A 23,197-nucleotide genomic window follows, 5' to 3' on the forward strand; every position below is an offset into this window, starting at 1 on the left:
CAAGCGCGTCATAGCACTGCTGCACCGCGGGCGGAAGCGCACCCGGTGGGCCCACGGTGGTGATTTTCGCAGCCCGCTCATGCGCTGGGCAGCGGCGGCGAGGTGGCCGGCTGCGGTTTCGCGCAAACCGTAAAATTCTTGGCTAAGCCGATTATTTTGCTTGAGAATTCTCGCCAGCCGGGCCAACGGAGCGGGCGGGGCGCGGCACGGGCGCTTTTAATGTGACGTGGAAGTTGAGGGCAGATCGTGTCGGGCACCGACAAGACGAAGGCGGGACGGGAGATCGCGGGCCCAGTGGTGATCCTGGTCGAGCCGCAGCTCGGCGAGAACATCGGCATGGCCGCGCGCGCCATGGGCAATTTCGCGCTGTCCGAGCTGCGCCTGGTCAATCCGCGCGACGGCTGGCCCAACATCGCCGCCCAGCGGGCGGCGGCCGGAGCCGACCACATCATCGGTCACGTCCGGCTGTTCGACACCCTGCCGGAGGCGATCGCCGACCTCGACCTGGTGTTTGCCACCACCGCCCGCGCCCACGACCAGGCCAAGCCGGTGATGGGCCCGGAGGCGGCCGCGCGGGAGATGCAGGGCCAGATTGCCGCCGGCGGCCGCGCCGGCATTCTGTTCGGCCGCGAGCGGGCGGGGCTCACCAACGAGGAGGTCGCCCGCGCCAATCGCATCATCACCTATCCGGTCAATCCGGGCTTCGCCTCGCTGAACCTCGCGCAGGCCGTGCTGCTGATGGGTTATGAGTGGTTCAAGCTGGTGACATCGGGCGCGCTGCCCTTCGCCATGCCCGAGCGCTCCGAGCGCGCCAGCCAGGGACAGATGGAGGCGTTCTTCGAGAACCTGGTGCGCGAGCTCGACCGGGTCGAATTCCTGCGCCCGCCGGAGAAGCGCGAGACCATGCTGGTCAACCTGCGCAACATCTTCTTCCGCATGGAGCCGAGCCGGCAGGACATCCACACCCTGCACGGCGTGGTGATGGCGATCGCGGAGGGGCGCAAGGGACCGGCCAAGGGCGGCGTGCTTGACAGCGAGCAGGCGACGCGGCTGCGCGCGCTGATCGCCGAGCAGGGTACCGTCGCCAACCTGCCGGATTCGCGCGGCTCGCTGCGCGGGCTGGCGCGGCTGCTCCGCCGCAATCCCACCGACGCCGAGCGGGCGCTGTGGCACGCGCTGTCGCGCGACCGCCGCTTCGCCGGCCAGTTCAAGCGCCAGACCCCGGTCGGCCGCCACATCCCCGATTTCGTCTCCTTCATCCACCGCCTGGCCATCGAGCTCGTCGGCCCCGACGAGAGCGAGGGCGTCGTCGCCGATCGCAGAGCACGGCGGGCATGGCTGGAAAGCCGCGACTATCGCGTCACCGAGGTGAAGGCGGCGGATGTCGAGGCGAATCTGGAGGCCGAACTGGTGCGGCTGCAGGCGCTGATCGGCGCAGCCAAGTAGTCGCCGACGGTCGCATCGCGTGCCGCGTGGCGGCTATCAATGGCTTCGCGCATCCGTCCATCGCGCGCAATTGTCGATTGAGTTGTCGCGCGGCTCACACGGCCCTGGCAATTCATCCGCGCCCCGGCGGGCCTCGAGTCTGCGATCCCGTTTACACCGGCTGAACGATGATTTGCGAACGCAATTCCAGATTGTGGTTCGTCCGATCGGTTCTGGTTAGATCGCAGCACAAAGAGCAAGACCTAAGGGGGCATTCATGGCTACGCGACGATGGCGCTCGTTTTTGAGTGGTGCGTTGATCATCGGTTCGATCTTCGGCTTGTCGGCGAGCGCCGAGGCGGCGGCACCGAAGCGGTGTACGACCGCGGCCGATCTCGGCGCCGACGAGCGCATCGCCGGCTGCACTGTCGTGATCGAGCACGGCAAGCCGGCGACGCCGCAGGTGATCGAAGCCCGTTTCGCACGCGCCGGCGCCTATTTCCGCAAGGGAGATGTCGAGCATGCGATCGACGACTACAAGATCGTCATCGAGCAGTCCTCGGCCGGTCTTCTTGCCGCATTCGATCGCGCCGGCCCCGATCTGCGCGAGAGCGAGCCGCAGCCGGGGTCGGGTTTCGGGCGGGCGTTCGGTCGCAATGGCTACCGCGCGCAAGCCTATCGCGCGCTGGGGATCGCAAGCTTCCAGGCGGGTCTCCTGGAGCAGTCGCAGGACGACTTCCGATGGCTCAGCGAGATCGATCCCAACAATGCCCATGCGGCCTTGTGGCTGGACCTGGCGCGCCGCCGTGCCGGGCTCGCGAGCGAGCTCGCCGACCACGCCAAGCGGCTCGACATGGGCAAATGGCCGGCGCCGATCGTCCGCCTGTTCCTCGGCCAGGAAACGCCAGAGGCCGTGCTTGCGGCGGCGGACCGCGGTGCTCCCGCCACGCGCCAGGCACGGCGCTGCGAGGCGAGCTTCTTCGCCGGCGAGTTGATGCTCCACCAGGGTCGCGAGCGCGACGCCATGCAGCTGATCGACCGGGCTCTCGCCGAGTGCCGGTGGACGTCGCGCGAACGGTCGGTCGCCGAGGCGGAGGCGCGCGCACTCCACGTCATGCCGTAGACAGCATGCGCGTGCGCGCATGCTTAACGCGCACGCGCGCATTTGAGTGAAAATGCCCGGTCAAATCCGCACGCGGCGGGTTACGGAACGCTCGGGTTCGAACGGTATGATCTGCGCATTGCCCTTCCATTGTTGCAGCGGTGCGGCCTTTCATCATGAACGAAACCAGATCGGTGTTGCGGGACCTCGAGGATGCGATCGCGCGGGGGACCGCCGACAGCCGGGAGCGCGCGCTGTGGCATGCGACCGACCTGCTGATCGCGGGACGGTACTGCGAGGAGGAGATCGCCACCTTCGGCGAGGTCATCGGCCGGCTGGCTGACGAGATCGAGGTCGAAGCGCGCGCCAAACTCGCCGATCGCCTCGCCAGGATCGAATATTCACCGGCCAGCGTCATCCGCAAGCTCGCCTTCGACGACGAGATCTGGGTCGCCGGCCCGGTGCTGCGCGAATCCGAGCGGCTCGATGACGCCACGCTGGTCGAGAACGCCAGCACCAAGAGCCAGGACCATCTGCTCGCGATCGCCGAACGCCGAACGCTGAGCCCGGCGGTGACCGATGTGCTGGCGACGCGCGGCAACCGCGCGGTCGCCACGGCGGTGGCGCGCAACCAGGGCGCCCAGTTCTCCGGCGCCGGATTCCTGCACATGGTCAAGCGCGCCGAGAACGACTCGATCCTCGCCGAGCATCTCGGCCGTCGGCTCGACATCCCGCGCCATCTGTTCCAGCAGCTCATCGCCAAGGCCTCGGACGATGTCGGCAAGCGGCTGGCCGGCGAGCGCCCTGAACTGCTCGGTGAAATCAACAGCTCGGTCGCCAACATCGCCGGCGACCTGCAGTCGAAGTTCGGACCCGGCTCGCGCAACTACTTCGTCGCCAAGCGCACCGTGACGATCCAGCACCGCCTCGGCAATCTGCACGAGAGCACGATCGCCAGCTATGCGACGGCGCACAAGGTCGAGGAGGTGACGATCGGCCTCGCGCTGCTGTCGGGACTACCGGTCGATGTCGTCGAGCGCGCCTTGTTCGACCGTAACCGCGAGATGCTGCTGATGCTCGCCAAGGCGCTCGGCTTCACCTGGGATACGATGATGGCGCTCGCCTTCCTCGGCGCCCGCGAACATCGCATCACGGCCGGTGAATTGCAGGAGCTGGAGCGTGACTATGCCAAGCTCCAGTCGCAGACGTCGCGCAGCGTGCTCGAATTCTATCAGTCCCGCAAGAATCCGGGCAAAGGCGGCAAGGCGTCCACGCCGCGCGCGGCGGCGTATTGAACCTGCAGCGATGGACGGAGGTGATCGCGGATGAACGGCACGGAACTCCCTCTTCGCAGAGAGCAACGGCTTGGCCATCGCGAGGCGCGTGCGGACCGCGCGGCGGCCGATGCGGCCTGGCACGTGCTCGAAGCGGCCAACGAGCTCGGCGATGAGGCTGCGGTCGCGGCCTGCCGCCGCGTCATCGATGCCAGCCTCAACGGCGCGTGCGCAGACCGGGCCGACCTGAAGCTGGTGACGGAGTATTTCCGCTAATCCAGACGCTCGGTCGCAGAGCAGGGCGGCTCACGCCGTCGCGAGCTGCGGGTTCGCCTTGCTGTTGCGCTGTGCCGCCTTCAGCTTCGCCGGCTCGATCAGCGCCTTCGCGGCCAGGCCGGCCGTGTCCGCGACCTCGGGATTGCGTGACACCATGGCCGCCACGATCGCGCCGTCGATCAGCAATGCGAGCTGATGCGAGAAGCTCTCCGGCTCGGCGGCGCCCATCTCGCGGGCGAGCCTCTCGATATGCGCCAGCACCACCTTCTTGTGGCGCATCGCGATGGTGCGAAACTGCTTCTGATCCTTGTCGTGCTCGCCGACCGCATTGATGAAGGGGCAGCCGTAGAAGCGCTCCTCGCCGAACCAGCTCTTCAGCGCCGGAAAGATGCGTGCCAGCTTGGTCTCGGCGTCACCGCCGCCGCTCTCCATTTCCGCGATGAACCATTCGCGCCACTGCTTGCCTTCGCTTTCGAGCACGGCGGTGACCAGCGCGGTCTTCGAGCCGAACAGCTTGTAGAGCGTGGTCTTCGCGGTGCCGGCCTCGCTGATGATCGCATCGATGCCGGTGGCATTGATGCCGTTCTTGCAGAACAGCCGCGTGGCGGCGCCGAGCAGACGGCCGCGCGCGGATTCGTCATCGCCGGCCGCGATCGTCCTCGCGATCGCCTGCTTCTTGCCGGTTTGTTTGCCCGCAACTGACTTTGCCATGCCTGCAAGCTTAATCGCTGTGCGCGTGAGTCAGCAAGACCGCTGACGTGCGCGAGGCAGCGTTGCGCGCAATTTGATCTCCGAGGGCGGCATTCTGCACCGCGCTTGGGCAACGGAGGGGACGCAGCGGGTCGCCGCTTGCCGCGATGATCGCGTAAGCCGCGAGGATCACTCCGGCTTTTGATTTTCGGCCTCTCTGGCACGCTTCGTGCAGGATACAGACCGTTCGGTATCCTCATCCCAGGGAGAGAAATGAGATGACCGCTGTGGTTCAGAAGACGGCGCTGACGGGCTGCCTCGCGCCCATCGACAGAGGTGGGCTCGAGCAGCTCATCGTCAACGGCAAGGCCAACCCCAAGGTCATCAAGACCCTGAAGTGCAAGACCGTCGCCGAGGGCAAGTTCCGCCACGCCAACTACATCCGCAACCTCGCGCCCTACATCGTCGACGAGCCGCCGGGGCTGCTCGGTGACGACACCGCGCCCAATCCGTCGGAAGCCTCGCTCGCCGCGCTCGGCTCGTGCCTGGCCGTCGGCCTGCACGCCAATGCGGTGCATCGCGGCTGGATCGTCAACAAGCTCGAGCTGGAGCTCGAGGGCGATCTCAACATCACCGCAGTCTGGGGCACCGGCGACGTCAGCGAGAAGCCGGTCGGCTTCACCGACGTCCGCGTCAAGGTCGACATGGAGTGCGAGGGCATTCCGCAGGAGGAGGTCAAGGCGCTGATCGATCACGTCAAGAAGTGGTCGCCGGTCGCCAACACGTTTACCCGCCCCGTCAATCTCGAAGTCGGAATCTGATCGGCCGAGGGCCTGCGAGTAGCGGAGGACGTCATGGGTTCACTCGGACAGCATCTGGCAGTCGACAGCGCGGGCGTGATGCCCGTGCCGTCGACCGTGGAGCAGGTCACGGCGATCGCGCGCAAGGAGCTCGCGCCGCTGGCCTCTGGCATCGACGCCGGGACGGTGTACCCGGCCGACGTGCTCCGCCGCTTCGGCGAGGTCGGCGCGTGGAGCAGCCACGTGCCGGACAATGGCGCGGCGGATCTCAACTGCGCGATCGACGCCATCGGCGCGATCGGCGAGGTCTGCGGCGCCTCGGCCTTCATGGCGTGGTGCCAGAACACGCTGGTCTGGTACATCGCCAACTCGCCCAACAAGGCGCTCGTCGACCGTCTTCTCGACGACGCCGCGAGCGGCCGGTTGCTCGGTGGCACCGGCTTGTCCAACCCGATGAAGAGCTTCTTCGGCATCGAGAAGCTCAAGCTGAAGGGCCGCAAGGTCGAGGGCGGCTACGTCGTGCGCGGCGTGCTGCCCTGGGTCTCGAACCTCGGGCCGGACCACATGTTCGGCACGATCTTCGAGCGTGAGGACGCGCCCGGCGAGATCGTGATGTTCATCGCCGACTGTGCCGATCCGGCGGTGACCCTGCAGCCATGCCAGCCGTTCCTGGCGATGGACGGCACCGGCACCTACGGCATCCAGTTTCGCGACCTGTTCGTGCCGGATGAACTGATCCTGGCCGATCCCGCCGGTCCCTTCGTCAAGAAGATCCGCGCCGGATTCATCCTGCTGCAGGCCGGCATGGCGCTCGGCCTGATCAAGGACTGCATCAAGATCATGCAGGAAGTCGAGGCGCCGCTCGGCCACGTCAACCGCTATCTGCCGCAGCAGCCGGTCGACTTCAGCGCGCTCGCCGATGAGCTCGCAAAGGAAACTTCTGAGCTCGCCAGCGATCCGTTCAACCTCGACGAGACCTATTGGCGCAAGGTCGTCGCGCTGCGCCTGCGTGCCGGCGAGGCCAGCGTCGCTGCGGCTCATGCCGCGATGCTCCATTGCGGAGCCCGCGGCTATCTCAAGGGCAATCGCGCCGAACGTCGCCTGCGCGAGGCCTATTTCGTCGCGATCGTGACCCCCGCGACCAAGCAGCTCCGCAAGATGCTCGCCGACGGCTGACGCCGGCGAGAACGGCAACCAACAAATCCCACCAGGAGAGGCCTGCCATGACGGACGTTCTGATTACTGCCGGTGAACTCGCCGAGTTCATCAAGACCGAGCCGTGTGTCGTGATCGACACCCGCAATCCCGATGCCTATGCCGCGGGACATCTTCCCGGCGCGGTCAACGTCCACGAGATCTTCACCTATCTCGCGACCTCCACGCCGGAAGGCATCACGGAGCTGAAGACGAAGTTTGCCGATGCGTTCGGCGCCGCCGGCCTGTCGGGTGCGGAGACCGCCGTGGTCTACGAGCAGTCGATGAACTCCGGCTTCGGCCAGTCGTGCCGCGGCTATTTCCTGCTCACAATGCTCGGCTATCCCAAGATCAAGGTGCTGCATGGCGGCTACGACGCCTGGGTCGCCGCCGGCCTGCCCGTGACGACCGACGTGCCGTCGCCGGCGAAGGCATCGTTCAGCATCGTTCCGGAGGCGGGGAGCATCCTGATCGACGCCAAGGCGATGCTGGCCGCCGTCGGCAATCCCGCGATCGCGATCCTCGACGTCCGCGATGTCGACGAATGGATCGGCGATTCCTCCTCGCCCTACGGCAAGGATTTCTGTCCGCGCAAGGGCCGCATCCCCGGTGCCGTCTGGCTCGAATGGTACCGCATGATGAAGCCGACCGGAGAGGGGCCGCGCTTCAAGTCGAAGGACGAGATCCTCGCCGAATGCGCCACCGTCGGCATCACCGTCGACACGCCGGTGTATCTCTACTGTTTCAAGGGCGCGCGGGCCTCGAACACCTTCCTGGCGCTGAAGAACGCCGGCGTGAAGGATGTGCGGATGTACTTCGGCTCGTGGAACGAGTGGTCGCGCGATCCGTCGCTGCCGATCGAGGAAGGTCTTCCGATGCCGGCGATGACCAGCAAGGCGGCATAGAAGCTGCATGTTGAGCACGTCCGGCCGCTGAAAAACGCGGCCGGATGAGCAGTTCGAAGGCGCTGATAGCGCAGGTGTGACAAAGGGGCGCAGCACATGTCGATTTTCGATGATCCGTTCGATGCCGATTCACGCGTGAATGCTGGTTGTATCTGCGGCCAGCATCGCAGCCCGGCCGAACATGAGCACGCCATGCTGGCGCTGCGCTGCGAGCCCGTGGCGGAGTCCACCGAGAAGCGCTACGAGAACGTGGTCGCGTCCGCCGTGCTGCGCGCGGTGTTTCCGCAAGCTGCCACCCGCCGCGCGTTCCTGAAGTCGGTCGGCGCCGCCACCGCGCTCGCTGCCGTCTCGCAATTCTTTCCGCTGAAGACGGCGACTGAAGCTTTCGCCGAAGCGGGCGCGCCGGAGAAGAAGGATCTCAAGGTCGGCTTCATCCCGATCACCTGCGCCACGCCGATCATCATGGCAGCGCCGCTCGGCTTCTATGCCAAGGCTGGGCTGAACGTCGAGGTCGTCAAGACCGCCGGCTGGGCCGTGATCCGCGACAAGACCATCAACAAGGAATACGACGCCTCGCACATGCTGGCGCCGATGCCGATCGCGATCTCGCTCGGCCTCGGTGCACAGCCGATCCCGTTCACCGTGCCCGCGATCGAGAACATCAACGGGCAGGGCATCGTGCTGGCGATGAAGCACAAGGACAAGCGTGACCCGAAGGACTGGAAGGGCATGAAGTTCGCCATTCCGTTCGACTATTCGATGCACAATTATCTGCTGCGTTACTATCTCGCCGAGCACGGCATCGATCCCGACACCGACGTGCAGCTGCGCTCGGTGCCGCCGCCGGAGATGGTCGCGAACCTGCGCGCCGACAACATCGACGGTTTTCTCGCGCCTGACAACATCTGCCAGCGGGCGATCTTCGACGGCGTCGGCTTCCTGCACGTGCTGTCGAAGGAGATCTGGGACGGTCACCCCTGCTGCAGCTTCGCGGCGAGCCGCGAGTTCATCACGACGGCGCCGAACAGCTTCGCGGCGCTCACCCGCGCCATCGTCGATGCCACCGCGTACGCGTCGAAGGCCGAGAACCGCAAGCAGATCGCGGAGGCGATCGCTCCGGCGAATTATATCAATGCGCCGGTGACCGTCATGGAGCAGGTCTTGACCGGCACCTACGCCGATGGCCTCGGCGGCGTGAAGACCGATCCGAAACGCGTCGATTTCGATCCGTTCCCGTGGCAGTCCTTCGCGGTGTGGATGCTGACGCAGATGAAGCGCTGGGGGCAGATCAAGGGCGACGTCGACTACAAGGCGGTCGCCGAGCAGATCTATCTCGCCACCGACACCCGCAAGGTCATGATCGACATGGGCCTGACGCCGCCGAAGGACTCCTACAAATCGTTCTCGGTGATGGGCAAGCCGTTCGATCCGACCAAGCCGGACGACTACGTTGCGAGCTTCAAGATCAAGAAGGCGTCGTGATGGGAGCGATGGGCACGCTGCCGGCCACACCACCGGTGTCGTCCTCGCGAACGCGGGGACCCATACGCCGTAACCTGGCTTGTGGCAGGAGCAGTAGCGACAATCTTATCCATCCATTGATTTCGGTGGTTATGGGTCCCTGCGTTCGCAGGGATGACGCCGGTGGTGGAGCGACGGCATGACCGCCTCACTTCGTCTGCGCGCCGCCGTCGTCTCAATCGTGCTGCTCGCCGTCTTCCTCGGCGCCTGGCACATCGCCACGCGCAGCACCGGCACGGCTGCCAACATGAGCCCGGAATACGCCAAGCTGATGGGCATGACCGCGACGCAAGGCAAGTCGGCGATGCCCGGGCCGCTCGATGTCGGCGCCAAGCTGTGGGAGCATCTCCGGCGGCCGTTCTACGACAATGGCCCGAACGACAAGGGGCTCGGCATCCAGCTCGCCTTCTCGCTGGGGCGGGTCATGCTCGGCTACCTGATCGCGGTCGCGGTCGCGATCCCGCTCGGCTTCCTGATCGGTATGTCGCCGTTGATGAGCAAGGCGCTCGATCCGTTCATCCAGATTCTCAAGCCCATCTCGCCGCTCGCCTGGATGCCGCTGGCGCTCTACACGATCAAGGATTCCAGCCTGTCGGCGATCTTCGTGATCTTCATCTGCTCGGTCTGGCCGATGCTGATCAACACCGCCTTCGGCGTCGCCAGCGTGCGCAAGGAGTGGATCAACGTCGCGCGCACACTTGAAGTCGGGAATTTCCGCCGCGCCTTCACGGTCATCCTGCCGGCTGCGGCGCCGACGATCCTCACCGGCATGCGGATCTCGATCGGCATCGCCTGGCTCGTCATCGTCGCCGCCGAGATGCTCGTCGGCGGCACCGGCATCGGCTACTTCGTCTGGAACGAGTGGAACAACCTCTCGATCACCAACGTGATCATTGCGATCCTGATGATCGGTCTGGTCGGCATGATGCTCGATCAGATACTGGCCCGTGTCGCGCGGCTTGTGACGTTTCCGGAGTAGGGGGATGACGGTCGTGATCCCAAGCAGAGCGGCCGTCTTACCTCTCCCCGCTTGCGGGGAGAGGTCGGATTGCATCGTAGATGCAATCCGGGTGAGGGGGTACAGGTCCATCCACGGACACTCCCGGCGCGTGTGCCCCGAATCATCTCTTTCCATAGGCACCTTTCGTGCGGCTGCCCCTCACCCCAACCCTCTCCCCGTGAAGAACGGGGAGAGGGAGCGCACCGTCCTCGCGGAGTCTGCTCGATGACCTCAGACAAGTTCATCTCCATCGAGGGCATCGCCAAGCGCTACGACGGGGCGCGGAGCACGACGATCTTCGAGAACCTGTGGCTCGCGATGGCGCGCGGCGAGTTCGTCTGCGTGATCGGGCATTCCGGCTGCGGCAAGACCACGGTGCTGAATGTTCTTGCCGGCCTCGACGCACCGAGCGAAGGCGCCGTCATCGTCGACGGCCAGGCCATCGAAGGCCCGAGCCTCGACCGCGCGGTCATCTTCCAGAGTCATGCGTTGCTGCCATGGCGGACGGTGCTCGGCAATGTCACCTATGCCGTCTCGTCGAAATGGCGCAAATGGGATCGCGCCAAGGTCAAGGCGCATGCGCTGAAATATATCGAGCTGGTCGGGCTTGCCGGCTCCGAGCACAAGCGTCCCTCGGAGCTGTCCGGCGGCATGAAGCAGCGCGTCGGCATCGCGCGGGCGCTGTCGATCACGCCGAAGATCATGCTGATGGACGAGCCGTTCTCCGCGCTCGATGCGCTGACGCGCGGCACCCTGCAGGACGAGGTCCGCCGCATCTGCGTCGAGACCGGGCAGACCGTGTTCATGATCACCCACGACGTGGACGAAGCGATCTATCTCGCCGACAAGATCGTGCTGATGACCAACGGTCCCGGCGCGGTGCTGGCGGAGATCGTCGAGAACCCGCTGCCGAAGGACCGGCTGCGCGGCGACCTGCATCGTCATCCGCTGTACTACGCGCTACGCAATCACATCATCGATTTCCTGGTTAGCCGCAGCAGGACCTTCACTGCCGAGACGCCGGATCACGACCCGCGCAAGGTGCCGGTGGTGAAGATCGGGCGCACCGAGCCGGCGATCGTCGCGTCCAAGCCGGTCGAGAGCGATACGCCGCTGGCGGTCGCCCGCTGAGGCTCGGAAGAAACCCATCAACGAAGGTCCATCAAGGGAGACCAAGCATGAAGCGATCCGACCTCACCGAGAAGCTGCTCGACATCAAGCGCGAGAAGGGCTGGAGCTGGAAATATATCTGCGAACAGATCGGTGGCTATTCCGAGGTGCTGATCGTCGGCGCCGTTCTCGGCCAGATGAAGCTGACCAAGCCGCAGGCTGCCAATGCCGGCGAGCTGTTCGGCCTGTCGAAGTCCGAGATCGCGATGCTGAACGAAACGCCGATGCGCGGCGAGGGCGTGCAGATGCCGCCGACCGATCCCCTGATCTATCGCTTCTACGAGCTGGTGATGATCAACGGCCCGGCCTGGAAGGAGCTGATCCAGGAGGAGTTCGGCGACGGCATCATGTCGGCGATCGATTTCGACATGGTGATGGAGCGCCTGCCCAATGCCAAGGGCGACCGCGTCAAGATCACGATGTCGGGCAAGTTCCTGCCGTACAAATATTACGGCGCCAGCGGCAACGTGCCGGAGTACGGTTTCAAGGAAGAATAGGCGAATAGGGAGTGGCGAATAGGGATCTTCTTGCCCTATTCGCTACTCGCCATTCGCAACTCGCCCGTTATTGTCCCGCCTTGACCTGCGCCACGGCGGTCGACAGCAGCTCGCTCATCTTCGCGCGCACGTCCGCCTCGGTGACGGCGGCGCCCTTGGCGTTGAGGTCTCCCAGCACCTTGCGCAGCACGTCGGCATCGCCCGCTTCCTCGAAATCGGCCGCGACGACCTCCTTGGCGTAGGCGTCGGCGTCAGCGCCGGACTTGCCGAGCTTTTCGGCGGCCCACAGGCCGAGCAGCTTGTTGCGGCGGGCTTCTGCCTTGAACTTCAATTCCTCGTCATGGGCGAATTGCTTCTCGAAGGCGTCCTCGCGCTTGTCGAACGTGGTCATGGTCGGAACTTCCAGTGTTGCCGAAGAGGGTTAACCGCGCAGGCGGTTGCGGGGCGGTGGCCGCACGCCTAAATAATTGGAACATCTTGCCAATACAACGGGTACGAGGCCGCAGGGAAGGGCGGTAAAACTCCGCCCCCGAGGTCTGGATCGATTGTGCTCGGGACACCAATGAGATAGGTTTCCCACAGGCCCGGTTCCTGTTCTGTTTCCGTCCGTCCGGGCCCTCGCGGCAGCTCCGTCGTGGTCCTGTCCAAAGTCATCCGGAGCCCACCATTTCATGGATTTCAACAAAACACGGTACATCCCAATGAGCCGTCGGCGTCGCATTTATGAAGGCAAGGCCAAGGTCCTGTACGAAGGCCCCGAGCCGGGCACCCTGATCCAGCACTTCAAGGACGACGCCACCGCCTTCAATGCCAAGAAGCATCAGGTGATCGAAGGCAAGGGCGTCCTCAACAACCGGATCTCGGAGTACCTGTTTCAGCACCTCAACGACATCGGGGTCCCGACTCACTTCATCCGCCGGCTCAACATGCGCGAGCAGTTGATTCGCGAGGTCGAGATCGTCCCGCTCGAGGTCGTCGTGCGCAACGTGGCGGCGGGCTCGCTGTCGCAGCGCCTCGGCATCGAGGAAGGCACCCAGCTGCCGCGTTCGATCATCGAATTCTATTACAAGAACGACCAGCTCAACGACCCCATGGTGTCGGAGGAGCACATCACCGCGTTCGGCTGGGCCACGCCCCAGGAAATCGACGACATCATGGCGCTGGCCATCCGCGTCAACGACTTCCTGACCGGGCTCTTCCTCGGCATCGGCATCCGCCTGGTCGACTTCAAGATGGAGTGCGGCCGGCTGTTCGAGAACGAGATGATGCGGATCATCGTCGCCGACGAGATTTCCCCCGATTCCTGCCGGCTGTGGGACATCAAGTCGAACGAGAAGCTCGACAAGGACCGCTTCCGCCGCGATCTTGGCGGCCTTCTGGAGGCCTATACCGAGGTCGCCAAGCGGCTCGGCATCCTCATCGAGAACGAGCGTCCGGCGGGCTCCGGCCCGGTCCTGGTCAAGAGCTAAAGGGAAGCAAGACGTGAAAGCGCGTGTCACGGTGACACTGAAAACCGGCATCCTCGATCCCCAGGGCAAGGCGATCGAGGGCGCCCTCAAGTCGCTCGGCGTCAACGGCGTCGCGTCCGTGCGCCAGGGCAAGGTGTTCGACATCGAGCTCGCCGGCGCCGACAAGGCCCAGGCGGAGGCGGCCCTGAAGGCCGCCGCTGACAAGCTGCTCGCCAACACGGTGATCGAGAATTACCGGGTGGAACTGCTGGGGTAGGGCGCTGAGGGGGAGACATGATCCGCCGAAACGAAGTCAGACTGGGCGTCGCGGCAGTTGGTCTCCTTCTATCGGTATCGATGGCGAGCGCAGCGGCTCCGGTCACTATGGACGGATGGCGCTACACCGCTGGACCGAACGGCCTGCATGTCTTCGTATGCGCACGTGTCGACTGTGTGCCTGGGTCTCGGCTTGTTTGCCAAAGCAAGCCGCCCCATTCGGCGCTGCTTCCGGGCATCCTGCGCAAGTGGGATGAGATGGCCGCTGAGCTCTCGGGCGAGCCGCCCGAGGTGCGAACGACGAGCCACAGACTCTCCGGTATCGTCGACAGCGCTACATCACAATACGTTTTGATCAGTTCGTCGAACGACGAATACGCCAGCCGAGCCAATCTCGCGCGATTCGAGAAGGCTCTGCAGGAAGCCAGCAAATAGGTCGCAAGCATGAAATCCGCCATCCTCGTCTTCCCCGGCATCAATCGCGAGCGCGACATGGCGCGCGCGCTGCGCATGATCTCCGGCCATGAGCCGGCGATGGTCTGGCACGCCGAGACGTCGCTGCCGAAGGGCACCGATCTCGTCGTCGTCCCCGGCGGCTTCTCCTATGGCGATTACTTACGCTGTGGCGCGATCGCGGCGCGGGCGCCGGTCATGGACGCGGTGCGCGATCACGCCGCCAAGGGCGGCCTCGTGCTCGGCGTCTGCAACGGCTTCCAGATCCTGTGCGAGTCCGGCCTGCTGCCGGGCGTGCTGATGCGCAACGATAAGCTGAAATTCATCTGCAAGGACGTGCATCTGCGGGTCGAGCGCTCGGATTCTCCGTTCACCCGCGGCTACAATGCGGGACAGGTCATCCGCGTGCCCGTCGCTCACGGCGAGGGCAATTATGCGGCCGACGAGGAGACCTTGAAGCGGCTCAATGGCGATGGGCGCGTGCTCTATCGTTACTGCTCGGCCGATGGCGAGGTTGGCGACCTCAGCAACATCAACGGCGCTGCGCATTCGATCGCCGGCATCGTCAACGAGAACGGGAATGTGCTCGGCATGATGCCGCATCCCGAGAATCACGTCGAAGACATCATGGGCTGCACCGACGGCCGTGGGCTGTTTGCCGGCCTCGTCGCCCATCTCGACCGCGCGGCCTGACGCCGTTCATCGAAATCGTTCCGTAGTTTTTTCTCGCGCCGTCCGGCAACGCCGGGCGGCTGTTTGCGTTGTCCGCCCGATTCCACGGGACAGGAACCAAGGAGGTTCTCATATGACGACGAAACATTGGCTGGGAACGGCCGCGATCATTCTGGCGATCGGCACGGCATCAGGTGCCGCATCGGCGCAGTCCGAGATGAAGCGCGAGGGTGGCGCCGCTGCCCCGACCGCACGCGAAGCGATCCGGCCCGGCAGCGAGGCCAAGAGCGCTGGCGCGGCCGTGGAACACGGCGCGTCGGAGGCGAAGCAGAGCGCGCAGGGTCGCAGCGAGCCGTCATCGGCCGCGCGCGAGCAGGCTCAGGAGCGCTCGGCGCACGATGCGAAGCAGAGCGCGGAGCAGAGCAAGGGCGAGCGCGGGCCGGACTCGGCACAGCGCGAGCGCGACGCCAAGGACAGCGCCGAGAGCAAGTCGCAGGCCGACAGCAAGCAGGCCGACAAGCAGTCTGACAGCAAGAGCAAGGCTGAGTCGAAGCAACAGCAGGGACGCGCCGACGAGCCGCGCAAGGGCGAGGATCGCGCCGCCGAAACCAAGTCGGGCGCCACGGATCGCAAGTCCGACCGCGAGGCCGAGCGCAGCGGCAGCGACAAGAGCCGGCAAAGCCAGGACGAGCGCAAGGCCGGCACGTCGGACCAGGCGGCCGACAAGCAGACCGGCCGCAGCAAGCAGGCCAATCAGCCGGGCGCAACGGACAGCAAGAGCACGACCGCGCAGCAGAACCAGCAGACCGGTCCGGCCGGTGCCGCTGCGGGCAAGCCGGACGCGACCGGGCAGGCCAGCAACCAGACCCAGACCAACAACACCCGCTCCAGCACGCAGGTTTCGGTCAACGAGCAACAGAAGACCCGCGTGGTCGACCAGCTCAAGCGTGATCACGACTTCGACCGTGCCCGCACCGACATCGACATCCGCATCAACGTCGGCGAGCGCCTGCCCGAGCGCGTGCGGCCGCGTCCGCTGCCGTCGGACATCGTCACCATCGTTCCGGAATATCGCGGCTACGAGTACACCGTCGTGCATGACGAGATCGCCATCGTCGATCCGCGCAGCCGCGAGATCGTCGATGTCATCCCCCAGGACGGCATGCGCGCCGATCGCGGCTATGAGCGCGGCGGCTACGGCGTGAGCTCGACCCGCATCGTGCTGTCCGACGATCAGCGCCAGATCCTGCGCCGCGCCGCGACCGAGACCGGCACCGTCGGATCGACGACATCGTCATCGACCTCGTCCGGAACGAGCTGCCTGAGCCTGCGACGCGTGCCCGATGAGCTCGCGCGCAGCAATCCGGAGCTCGCCAACTACCAGTATCTGGCGATCGGCGAGCAGGTCGTGCTGGTCGACCCGCGCGATCAGAAGGTGGTGCAGGTCATCGACCAGCAGCAATAGCGGCGTGGCGATACGACGGCGGCTCGAGGGCGGGAGCGCGACGCGCTTCCGCCCTTTTTCGCGACAGGATCGCCTTCCGTACGGCCATCGAACGAGCCTTGCTCCGCTGCTCGAACCGGCCGTTGTCCTCATGCGTCAAACCGGCATCGTCAATTGAGCTGGCGCGGACGGGATTGTCGGCCGCGCGCGGCCACGCTATCAACGTTGGCGTGTAGGGATTGGCCGTGGGGACCGCCGTGCCGGTTGCACTCGTCATTATACTTCTTCAGATCTCGCTGATCTATCATGCGTCGCGGACCGGGCGGATGCAGCCCTGGGCGTTCATCATCTTGTTGGTCCCCTTGATCGGCGCGCTCGCCTACATCGTCGTCGAGCTGGTGCCGGAATGGCTGGGCAGCCACGACGTCCAGAAGGCGCGCAAGCGCGTCGCCAACAAGCTGGACCCTGAGAAATACTATCGTGAGTTGTCGGATCGCGTCGCCGTGACGGATACGATTGCCAACCGCGCCGCGCTCGCCGAGGAATGCGTCGCCGTCGGTCGCTATGACGAGGCCGAGCAGCATTATGATCACATCCTGAGCCTGCCGATGGGCCACGAGCCGCTGTTCGCGCTCGGCAAGGCCAAGGCGCAGTTCGCGCGCCGCCGCCCCGCGGATGCACTGGCGACGCTCGACGAGCTGCAGAAGACCTGGCCGGACTACAATTCGGTCGAGGCGCATCTGCTCTATGCTCGCGCCTTGCAGGAAGCCGGCCGCACCGACGAGGCCCTGGAGGAGTACCAGGCCTTGCTGGACTACGCGCCGGGCAGCGAGGCGAAGGTCCGCTACGGCTTGCTGCTCAAGCTGGCCGGCCGCATCGACGAGGCCAAGATCGTATTCACCGAGCTGCTGATCCAGATGAAGCGCGCCCCGCGCCATGTGCGCAAGGCGCAGGCCGAGTGGATATCGATCGCCGAGAAGCAGCTCGCGGGGTGAGGCCGTAGCCCGGATGAGCGCAGCGACATCCGGGTTCACCGAGGGAGCGCGTGAGATCCCGGATATCGCTGCGCTCATCCGGGCTACAAATCAAATCAGGCTACGGCGAGTTCGCTGCCTCCGGCGTCCGCCGCTTGACGCGCTTGATGGTCCCTGAGAACGAGAACAGCGGCTTGGTGCCGGAATGCAGCATGCCGCGCAGGAAGATCAGCGACGCGCCGGCGCGGGTGACCTCGCCGGTGGCCTCGATCAATTCCCCCTCGCGCGCGGCGTCGAGGAATTCGGACGAGAACGAGACCGTGACGCCCGGGCCCTGCATGATCGGCGCGGCGAAGGCGAACAGGCAGTAATCCGCGAAGGTCATCAGGCAGCCGCCATGGACGTTGCCGCCGCCGTTCAAATGCTTCTTCTCGACCCGGAAGGCGCAGCGGATCGAACCGTCGTCCTCCATCCGGTGCCAGAACGGTCCGGTATGGGATTCGTAGCTGTCGCGCATCCAGGTGCGCCAGCCGGCGAACTCGCCGTCGGTCGCGATATGGATGCCGGGGCGGTTCTCGAAGGCGGAACGGGTCAGATCGTGCACGTGCAAGGGCCTTTAACTGTTGATTTACCGTCTTAAATCCGATTGGCCGCCAATCTGCAAATATCCCGCTTGGCGGGTCCGGGCCAAAGCTCTGGACAGGGCGGAATAGGGCCGTAAAAGGCCTTTTCCGCTTCTGCCTCTGTATCTATGAAGCAGGGTTTAAGGGACCAGCGGCCCACGGGGCAAAGGCATTTCTCCATGCGCAATGAACCGCAGATCACCCCCGAGCTCGTCGCCGCCCACGGCCTGAAGCCCGACGAATATGAGCGCATCCTGAAGCTGATCGGGCGGGTCCCGACCTTCACCGAGCTCGGCATCTTCTCGGCGATGTGGAACGAGCACTGTTCGTACAAATCGTCCCGCATCCATCTCAAGGGCCTGCCGACCAAGGCGCCCTGGGTGATCCAGGGCCCCGGCGAGAACGCCGGCGTGATCGACATCGGCGACGGCCAGGCGGTCGTGTTCAAGATGGAGAGCCACAACCATCCGAGCTACATCGAGCCGTACCAGGGTGCCACGACCGGCGTCGGCGGCATCCTGCGCGACGTGTTCACCATGGGCGCACGCCCGATCGCCTGCCTGAACGCGCTGTCGTTCGGCGCGCCGGAGCATCCGAAGACGCGGCATCTGGTGTCCGGGGTGGTGGCCGGCATCGGCGGCTATGGCAACTCGTTTGGCGTTCCGACGGTCGGCGGCCAGACCCGCTTCCACACCCGCTATGACGGCAACATCCTGGTCAACGCGATGGCGGTCGGCCTCGCCGACGCCGACAAGATCTTCTATGCGGCCGCCTCCGGCGTGAACATGCCGATCGTCTATCTCGGCTCCAAGACCGGCCGCGACGGCATCCACGGCGCCTCGATGGCCTCGGCCGAATTCGACGACTCCTCGGAGGAGAAGCGCCCGACGGTGCAGGTCGGGGATCCCTTCGCCGAGAAGCTGCTGCTCGAAGCGTGCCTCGAGATCATGGCCGCCGACTGCGTGATCGCGATCCAGGACATGGGCGCGGCCGGGCTGACCTGCTCGGCGGTCGAGATGGGCGCCAAGGGCGACCTCGGCGTCGATCTCGATCTCGATGCCGTGCCGACCCGCGAGATCGGCATGAGCGCCTACGAGATGATGCTCTCCGAGAGTCAGGAACGCATGCTCATGGTGCTGAAGCCCGAGAAGGAGAAGGAGGCGGAAGCGATCTTCCGCAAGTGGGGGCTCGATTTCGCGGTGGTCGGCTACACCACGCCGAGCAAGCGGTTCGTGGTGAAGCATGGCGGCGACGTCATGGCCGACCTGCCGATCAAGGAGCTCGGCGACGAGGCGCCGCTGTATGATCGCCCGCACGTGGCCTCATCGGCGCTGCCGGTGATCCACGCCCGCGAGGTCAAGGCGCCCCTGGCCATCATCCCGGCGTTGGAGAAGCTCGTCGCAACGCCCGATCTGTGCTCCAAGCGTTGGATCTGGGAGCAGTACGACCATGTGATCCTCGGCAACACCGTGCAGCGCCCGGGCGGCGATGCCGCCGTGGTGCGCGTGCAGGACGGGCCGAAGGGGCTGGCGCTCACCGTCGACGTCACGCCGCGCTATTGCGAGGCCGACCCGTTCGAGGGGGGCAAGCAGGCCGTCGCCGAAGCCTGGCGCAACATCACCGCGGTCGGTGGCCGGCCGCTTGCGATCACCGACAATCTCAATTTCGGCAACCCGGAACGGCCCGAGATCATGGGCCAGTTCGTTGGCTGCCTGAAGGGCATTTCGGAGGCCTGTCGCGCGCTCGACTTCCCCGTCGTCTCCGGGAACGTCTCGCTCTACAACGAGACCAACGGCCGCGCGATCCTGCCGACGCCCTCGATCGGCGGCGTCGGCCTGCTCGATGATTTCACCAAGTCGGCGAGCATCGCCTTCAAGGCCGAGGGCGAGGCGATCCTGCTGATCGGCGAGACCCATGGCTGGCTCGGCCAGTCGGTCTACCTGCGCGACGTCTGCGGCCGCGAGGAGGGCGCTCCGCCGCCGGTCGACCTGGCCGCGGAGAAGCGCATCGGCGATGTCGTGCGCGGCATGATCCATGCGGGCACGGCGACGGCTGCGCATGATCTGGCCGACGGTGGTCTGCTCGTCGCGCTCGCCGAGATGGCGATGGCCTCCGGCATCGGCGCGCGGCTGCTGGCCGCGCCTGCCTCGATCGTGCCACATGCCTATTGGTTCGGCGAGGACCAGGCGCGCTATCTCGTGACGGTGCCGGAGACCGAGGCTGGCCGCGTGCTCGCCAAGATGCGCGGCGCCGGCGTGCCGTGCACGCGCATCGGCACGACAGGCGGCACTGCGCTGGCGATCGCCGGCGAGGCCTCGGTGGAAGTGGATACGCTGAAGAGCCGGTTCGAGAGCTGGCTACCAGAATATATGGGCGGGGCGGCTGCCTGACACACCGTTGTCGTCCCGGACAAGCCACGGCGGCGCACCGCGCCGACGTGGCGCCGATCCGGGACCCACTCGGTGTACGGAGTAGTCGGCGGGACTGGTCGTTGACCTGCGCCAACAACAAGATCTTGCGGTTATGGGTCCCTGCGTTCGCAGGACGACAGCGGAGTCCGTTGTCAGCGCGGTGCCTTTCCACGCGCTCATTGCGAGCGCAGCGACGCAATCCAGAGCTCCGGCGGGAGGTTGGATTGCGTCGTCGCTGCGCTCCTTGCAATGACGGAGGAGGCAGGACCGTCCTACAACACGTTCTTCGCCCCCGGAATCTGCCTGAGCACCCAGGTCGCGCCCCAGCTCAGCAGCATGCTGCCGACAAAGGCGATCGTGGCCTTGGCGATGGCCGGCAGGCCGAAGTCGAACAGCCAGTACTGGATCCACAGCACGATCGGATAGTGCACCAGGAACATGCCATAGGCGTCGGCCTGCATGCGATCGAGCACGGAGAATTCCGAGCGGCGGTTGTTGAGGAAATAGGACAGGATCGCAAACAGGATCGCGGCGCTGAAGATGACGAACAGGAAGCCATAGGCTGCCTCGTACCATTGCGGCAACACGGGGGGATTGCCCAGCACCTGGCGCTTGATCGTGATGAGCACCCAGAGCAGCGCATAGGGCACCAGCGTAACCACGATCCAGGCCCCGAGTCCGCGCTGCGACATCTGCCCTTCTGCGGCCAGCAGGCCACGTTCGACATTGGCCGAGCCGATGCCAGCCCCGACGTAGAAATAGGCGGCGTAGAGCAGGACGCGGCTGGCCTGCACCGAGAGCGGTCCGGCTTCAAACCAGAACGTCGGGCCGAAATAGAGCCGGGACGGGATGTAGAGTCCGCCTGTGATCAGCAGGAAGGCAAAGAAGAAGTCGCGCGGATGCTCGAAGGCGCGCTGCGACAGCCGATTGATCGGATCCAGCAGGCGTGGCGAGACGCGGTACAAAAGGGCTGCCGAGGTGTCGAACGCCAGCAGCACCCAGATGAACCAGATCGGCCCGCTCGGCCATGGACCGACCGTGACCGTCTTCCACCAGAAGGCAGCGAAGGTGGCGTCCGGATTGGCGCGCAGCTCGATCGCGTAATAGGCAAGCGGAATGACGGTCAGGGCTGCGATGGCGAACGGCAGGCCAAGGCGCAATAGCCGGTCACGCAGGAACTGCAGCGTCGACTTGTGAGCAAGGCCCGACCACACGAACAGGCCCGACAGAAAGAAGAACATGGCCATGAAGAAGCTGTCGGTGGCCAGCACGATGGCATCGAAGCCGAGGAAGAACGTCGGATCGGTGTGCCCGAAATAGGTATAGGGAATCACGGCGTGGTGGAGCAGCACCACCAGCGTCAGGAATGTCCGGGCGTGATCGAGCGCGGCGTTGCGCGCCCGGGCGCGCGGGCGGGCCTGAAGCTCGATCTTCGCGGCCGCCGCCGATTGTGTAACCGATATGACCATACGCCCCCCGGCGTCGCTGCTGCCCGGCCCGTGCAGCGGATGGGACGTTCGCATCCCCCTCGCCGCGGGGCGTCATGCAAACGTCGTCCAAGGCTGCGCGAGCCGGAATGAGTGGATGAGCTCGTGTGACCTATGGCACCGTCATTCGCTGGAGTCGCCCGCAAGCGGGCGAATGACGGCGCCGGACTACCAGATGTCGTCTTTGGTGCTGCAAATCAGCAAGTGCCGCGGTCCGCAAGCCGGTTTCTCACACATGCCGATTTCCGCTCCCGATATCCTTACGAACCGACGACCTATGAAGTTACGGCCGGGACGGTCGTGGGTTGCGCATTTCTTCGGCGCCGGGACCGATGGCCGAAGGAACCGGTTCCCCGCCTCATCGTTAGTGAGGCGCCGCGCCGGCACGGCGCAGAACCGGAGGACCATACCGTGACACTTCTCAAATGGGCGCTGCTGTTCTTCGTGATCTCGGTGGTGGCCGGTATTCTCGGCTTCACCGGCATCTCGGCAGCTTCCGCCGACATTGCGCGGATCCTGTTCTATATCTTCCTGGTGATCTTCCTCGTGCTCCTGATTCTCGGGCTTACGATTTTCAGAGTGTAGCACGCCATCAGGTCAGTGATCGAAACAACCGCCGCGCCGGTATCGCCTCGCGCCCGCCGCGCGGCGGGCTGTCACCGGGTTCAATCAGCTGCGACCTCCTCGATCCGCACCTTGTCCGGATAGAACGCCAGGTGGCCCGAGATCTCGGTCATCGCCGGGAAGGGCGCCTCGTAGCTCCAGATCGCATTGTCCAATGTCTTGCCGTTGGCGACGACGCTGAAATAGCTCGCATCCCCCTTGTACGGACAATGGGTGACACGATCAGTCTTCTGCAAGGCCGCCATGTTGGCGTCGGCCCGCGGCACGTATTGAACCGCGGGGTAGCTCGCTTCCTTCAGCGTCAACGCGCGGGTCGTGTCGGCAATCACGACGCCGTCGGCGATCACCCGTACGCGTTTTGGGTTGGGGGTGACGGTGATCGGATGATCCGGTCCTGGAAGCTTCATGTCGTCGTCCTCCCGATTCGGCCTTTTGGGTGCGTCACCCAGTCCGACGTATCTCGTCTGATCCCGGTATATAGTGGTTCCGCGCGTGACCTCGAAAGCGGTTCGCGCTAGATTTCACTATCACGGTCCCGCGAGAATGCCTTGATTCGCCGTGCTCGGCGGGCCACTGATGGGAGCTGCAGCCAAGCCGCGGGCCCTGCGGGCTACATCGTCTACGGGATGCGGCGCCGGCCCGACACAAGGAGATGCACCGGGATGCCCATGGATGCCCACGATATCGAGCAGATGATCAAGTCTGCCATCCCTGACGCCCAGGTGACGATTCGCGATCTCGCTGGCGACGGCGACCACTACGCCGCGACGGTGATCTCGGAATCGTTCCGCGGCAAATCCCGCGTGCAGCAGCACCAGCTCGTCTATCAATCGCTGCGCGGCCAGATGGGTGACGTGCTGCATGCTCTGGCGCTGCAGACCGGGGTGCCGGACCAGCGCTGACCATTCAGGGGCAGATCGCGCAGCACGCA

Annotated in this window: 25 protein-coding genes; 20 read left to right on the plus strand and 5 right to left on the minus strand. The window is 65.3% G+C overall.

Annotated features, from left to right (window positions below):
* Window positions 1-246: 246 nt before the first annotated feature.
* From ACQR10_RS10870 to ACQR10_RS10885, 4 genes are all read left to right on the plus strand, one after another.
* A complete protein-coding gene (locus tag ACQR10_RS10870) occupies window positions 247-1,446 on the plus strand; it encodes a TrmJ/YjtD family RNA methyltransferase (protein WP_316215923.1) in 1,200 nt (399 codons plus the stop codon).
* A gap of 256 nt (window positions 1,447-1,702) precedes the next feature.
* Window positions 1,703-2,548, plus strand: coding sequence for a hypothetical protein (locus ACQR10_RS10875; RefSeq protein WP_316215924.1), 846 nt, complete (start codon window positions 1,703-1,705; stop codon window positions 2,546-2,548).
* A gap of 155 nt (window positions 2,549-2,703) precedes the next feature.
* The gene (locus ACQR10_RS10880; RefSeq protein ID WP_316183072.1) at window positions 2,704-3,822 is read left to right on the plus strand and encodes a DUF2336 domain-containing protein; all 1,119 of its coding nucleotides are present in this window, start codon (window positions 2,704-2,706) and stop codon (window positions 3,820-3,822) included.
* A 30-nt stretch (window positions 3,823-3,852) separates the two neighbouring features.
* Complete coding sequence (locus tag ACQR10_RS10885) at window positions 3,853-4,077, plus strand: hypothetical protein (protein WP_316215925.1); 225 nt, start codon at window positions 3,853-3,855, stop codon at window positions 4,075-4,077.
* Between the two features lie 30 nt (window positions 4,078-4,107).
* Here ACQR10_RS10885 and ACQR10_RS10890 read toward each other — a convergent pair whose 3' ends face one another.
* Window positions 4,108-4,788, minus strand: a complete 681-nt coding sequence (locus ACQR10_RS10890) for a TetR/AcrR family transcriptional regulator (RefSeq protein WP_315801217.1) — start codon at window positions 4,786-4,788, stop codon at window positions 4,108-4,110.
* Window positions 4,789-5,045: 257 nt separating this feature from the next.
* Here ACQR10_RS10890 and ACQR10_RS10895 point away from each other — a divergent pair, with 257 nt between their 5' ends.
* The 7 genes from ACQR10_RS10895 to cynS all read left to right on the plus strand — a co-directional run bounded on the left by ACQR10_RS10895 (window position 5,046) and on the right by cynS (window position 11,854).
* The gene (locus ACQR10_RS10895; RefSeq protein ID WP_315801216.1) at window positions 5,046-5,588 is read left to right on the plus strand and encodes an OsmC family protein; all 543 of its coding nucleotides are present in this window, start codon (window positions 5,046-5,048) and stop codon (window positions 5,586-5,588) included.
* 33 nt (window positions 5,589-5,621) lie between these two features.
* A complete protein-coding gene (locus ACQR10_RS10900; RefSeq protein ID WP_316215926.1) occupies window positions 5,622-6,743 on the plus strand; it encodes an acyl-CoA dehydrogenase family protein in 1,122 nt (373 codons plus the stop codon).
* Between the two features lie 47 nt (window positions 6,744-6,790).
* Window positions 6,791-7,666 carry a sulfurtransferase gene (locus tag ACQR10_RS10905; protein ID WP_315801214.1) on the plus strand — a complete coding sequence of 292 codons (876 nt, stop codon included), beginning with the start codon at window positions 6,791-6,793 and terminating at the stop codon, window positions 7,664-7,666.
* A 96-nt stretch (window positions 7,667-7,762) separates the two neighbouring features.
* Complete coding sequence (locus tag ACQR10_RS10910) at window positions 7,763-9,148, plus strand: CmpA/NrtA family ABC transporter substrate-binding protein (protein ID WP_316183075.1); 1,386 nt, start codon at window positions 7,763-7,765, stop codon at window positions 9,146-9,148.
* Window positions 9,149-9,326: 178 nt separating this feature from the next.
* Complete coding sequence (gene ntrB, locus ACQR10_RS10915) at window positions 9,327-10,166, plus strand: nitrate ABC transporter permease (RefSeq protein WP_316215927.1); 840 nt, start codon at window positions 9,327-9,329, stop codon at window positions 10,164-10,166.
* Between the two features lie 246 nt (window positions 10,167-10,412).
* Window positions 10,413-11,318 (plus strand): ABC transporter ATP-binding protein, encoded by a 906-nt coding sequence (locus ACQR10_RS10920; protein ID WP_316215928.1) that lies wholly within the window; start codon window positions 10,413-10,415, stop codon window positions 11,316-11,318.
* Between the two features lie 47 nt (window positions 11,319-11,365).
* Window positions 11,366-11,854 (plus strand): cyanase, encoded by a 489-nt coding sequence (gene cynS / locus ACQR10_RS10925; protein WP_315749292.1) that lies wholly within the window; start codon window positions 11,366-11,368, stop codon window positions 11,852-11,854.
* A 67-nt stretch (window positions 11,855-11,921) separates the two neighbouring features.
* On the opposite strand, the gene ACQR10_RS10930 is transcribed toward cynS, so the two are convergent.
* Complete coding sequence (locus ACQR10_RS10930) at window positions 11,922-12,245, minus strand: DUF1476 domain-containing protein (RefSeq protein ID WP_316183078.1); 324 nt, start codon at window positions 12,243-12,245, stop codon at window positions 11,922-11,924.
* 310 nt (window positions 12,246-12,555) lie between these two features.
* Between ACQR10_RS10930 and purC the strand changes: the two genes are divergently transcribed.
* The 6 genes from purC to ACQR10_RS10960 all read left to right on the plus strand — a co-directional run bounded on the left by purC (window position 12,556) and on the right by ACQR10_RS10960 (window position 17,142).
* On the plus strand, window positions 12,556-13,323 hold the full coding sequence (purC, locus tag ACQR10_RS10935) for a phosphoribosylaminoimidazolesuccinocarboxamide synthase (protein ID WP_016843454.1): 768 nt from the start codon (window positions 12,556-12,558) through the stop codon (window positions 13,321-13,323).
* Window positions 13,324-13,336: 13 nt separating this feature from the next.
* On the plus strand, window positions 13,337-13,579 hold the full coding sequence (purS, locus tag ACQR10_RS10940) for a phosphoribosylformylglycinamidine synthase subunit PurS (RefSeq protein ID WP_316215929.1): 243 nt from the start codon (window positions 13,337-13,339) through the stop codon (window positions 13,577-13,579).
* A gap of 17 nt (window positions 13,580-13,596) precedes the next feature.
* A complete protein-coding gene (locus ACQR10_RS10945) occupies window positions 13,597-14,013 on the plus strand; it encodes a hypothetical protein (RefSeq protein ID WP_315801207.1) in 417 nt (138 codons plus the stop codon).
* 9 nt (window positions 14,014-14,022) lie between these two features.
* Window positions 14,023-14,724, plus strand: a complete 702-nt coding sequence (gene purQ / locus ACQR10_RS10950) for a phosphoribosylformylglycinamidine synthase subunit PurQ (RefSeq protein ID WP_315801206.1) — start codon at window positions 14,023-14,025, stop codon at window positions 14,722-14,724.
* A gap of 196 nt (window positions 14,725-14,920) precedes the next feature.
* Entirely contained in the window at window positions 14,921-16,168 is a 1,248-nt protein-coding gene (locus tag ACQR10_RS10955; protein ID WP_316216113.1) for a DUF1236 domain-containing protein, read from the plus strand.
* A gap of 236 nt (window positions 16,169-16,404) precedes the next feature.
* Complete coding sequence (locus ACQR10_RS10960; protein ID WP_316215930.1) at window positions 16,405-17,142, plus strand: tetratricopeptide repeat protein; 738 nt, start codon at window positions 16,405-16,407, stop codon at window positions 17,140-17,142.
* Between the two features lie 100 nt (window positions 17,143-17,242).
* Here ACQR10_RS10960 and ACQR10_RS10965 read toward each other — a convergent pair whose 3' ends face one another.
* Window positions 17,243-17,725, minus strand: a complete 483-nt coding sequence (locus tag ACQR10_RS10965; protein ID WP_315801205.1) for a PaaI family thioesterase — start codon at window positions 17,723-17,725, stop codon at window positions 17,243-17,245.
* Between the two features lie 198 nt (window positions 17,726-17,923).
* Here ACQR10_RS10965 and purL point away from each other — a divergent pair, with 198 nt between their 5' ends.
* Window positions 17,924-20,134, plus strand: coding sequence for a phosphoribosylformylglycinamidine synthase subunit PurL (gene purL / locus ACQR10_RS10970; RefSeq protein ID WP_316183079.1), 2,211 nt, complete (start codon window positions 17,924-17,926; stop codon window positions 20,132-20,134).
* A gap of 293 nt (window positions 20,135-20,427) precedes the next feature.
* On the opposite strand, the gene ACQR10_RS10975 is transcribed toward purL, so the two are convergent.
* A complete protein-coding gene (locus ACQR10_RS10975) occupies window positions 20,428-21,624 on the minus strand; it encodes an acyltransferase family protein (RefSeq protein ID WP_316183080.1) in 1,197 nt (398 codons plus the stop codon).
* Between the two features lie 429 nt (window positions 21,625-22,053).
* On the opposite strand from ACQR10_RS10975, the gene ACQR10_RS10980 reads away from it, so the two are divergent.
* Window positions 22,054-22,227 carry a DUF1328 domain-containing protein gene (locus tag ACQR10_RS10980; protein ID WP_009031962.1) on the plus strand — a complete coding sequence of 58 codons (174 nt, stop codon included), beginning with the start codon at window positions 22,054-22,056 and terminating at the stop codon, window positions 22,225-22,227.
* Between the two features lie 80 nt (window positions 22,228-22,307).
* On the opposite strand, the gene ACQR10_RS10985 is transcribed toward ACQR10_RS10980, so the two are convergent.
* Window positions 22,308-22,673 carry a DUF427 domain-containing protein gene (locus ACQR10_RS10985; protein WP_316183081.1) on the minus strand — a complete coding sequence of 122 codons (366 nt, stop codon included), beginning with the start codon at window positions 22,671-22,673 and terminating at the stop codon, window positions 22,308-22,310.
* Between the two features lie 255 nt (window positions 22,674-22,928).
* Between ACQR10_RS10985 and ACQR10_RS10990 the strand changes: the two genes are divergently transcribed.
* A complete protein-coding gene (locus ACQR10_RS10990; protein WP_315714834.1) occupies window positions 22,929-23,168 on the plus strand; it encodes a BolA family protein in 240 nt (79 codons plus the stop codon).
* Window positions 23,169-23,197: the final 29 nt, after the last annotated feature.

It is taken from the genome of Bradyrhizobium sp. HKCCYLRH2060 (assembly GCF_051168135.1).
Classification (GTDB): domain Bacteria; phylum Pseudomonadota; class Alphaproteobacteria; order Rhizobiales; family Xanthobacteraceae; genus Bradyrhizobium.

Coding starts and splice junctions, on each gene's coding strand:
- ACQR10_RS10875 (WP_316215924.1), top strand. CDS start 1,703: ATGGCTACGCGACGATGGCGCTCGTTTTTGAGTGGTGCGTTGATCATC.
- ACQR10_RS10880 (WP_316183072.1), top strand. CDS start 2,704: ATGAACGAAACCAGATCGGTGTTGCGGGACCTCGAGGATGCGATCGCG.
- ACQR10_RS10885 (WP_316215925.1), top strand. CDS start 3,853: ATGAACGGCACGGAACTCCCTCTTCGCAGAGAGCAACGGCTTGGCCAT.
- ACQR10_RS10890 (WP_315801217.1), bottom strand. CDS start 4,788: ATGGCAAAGTCAGTTGCGGGCAAACAAACCGGCAAGAAGCAGGCGATC.
- ACQR10_RS10895 (WP_315801216.1), top strand. CDS start 5,046: ATGACCGCTGTGGTTCAGAAGACGGCGCTGACGGGCTGCCTCGCGCCC.
- ACQR10_RS10900 (WP_316215926.1), top strand. CDS start 5,622: ATGGGTTCACTCGGACAGCATCTGGCAGTCGACAGCGCGGGCGTGATG.
- ACQR10_RS10905 (WP_315801214.1), top strand. CDS start 6,791: ATGACGGACGTTCTGATTACTGCCGGTGAACTCGCCGAGTTCATCAAG.
- ACQR10_RS10910 (WP_316183075.1), top strand. CDS start 7,763: ATGTCGATTTTCGATGATCCGTTCGATGCCGATTCACGCGTGAATGCT.
- ntrB (WP_316215927.1), top strand. CDS start 9,327: ATGACCGCCTCACTTCGTCTGCGCGCCGCCGTCGTCTCAATCGTGCTG.
- ACQR10_RS10920 (WP_316215928.1), top strand. CDS start 10,413: ATGACCTCAGACAAGTTCATCTCCATCGAGGGCATCGCCAAGCGCTAC.
- cynS (WP_315749292.1), top strand. CDS start 11,366: ATGAAGCGATCCGACCTCACCGAGAAGCTGCTCGACATCAAGCGCGAG.
- ACQR10_RS10930 (WP_316183078.1), bottom strand. CDS start 12,245: ATGACCACGTTCGACAAGCGCGAGGACGCCTTCGAGAAGCAATTCGCC.
- purC (WP_016843454.1), top strand. CDS start 12,556: ATGAGCCGTCGGCGTCGCATTTATGAAGGCAAGGCCAAGGTCCTGTAC.
- ACQR10_RS10945 (WP_315801207.1), top strand. CDS start 13,597: ATGATCCGCCGAAACGAAGTCAGACTGGGCGTCGCGGCAGTTGGTCTC.
- purQ (WP_315801206.1), top strand. CDS start 14,023: ATGAAATCCGCCATCCTCGTCTTCCCCGGCATCAATCGCGAGCGCGAC.
- ACQR10_RS10955 (WP_316216113.1), top strand. CDS start 14,921: ATGAAGCGCGAGGGTGGCGCCGCTGCCCCGACCGCACGCGAAGCGATC.
- purL (WP_316183079.1), top strand. CDS start 17,924: ATGCGCAATGAACCGCAGATCACCCCCGAGCTCGTCGCCGCCCACGGC.
- ACQR10_RS10975 (WP_316183080.1), bottom strand. CDS start 21,624: ATGGTCATATCGGTTACACAATCGGCGGCGGCCGCGAAGATCGAGCTT.
- ACQR10_RS10985 (WP_316183081.1), bottom strand. CDS start 22,673: ATGAAGCTTCCAGGACCGGATCATCCGATCACCGTCACCCCCAACCCA.
- ACQR10_RS10990 (WP_315714834.1), top strand. CDS start 22,929: ATGCCCATGGATGCCCACGATATCGAGCAGATGATCAAGTCTGCCATC.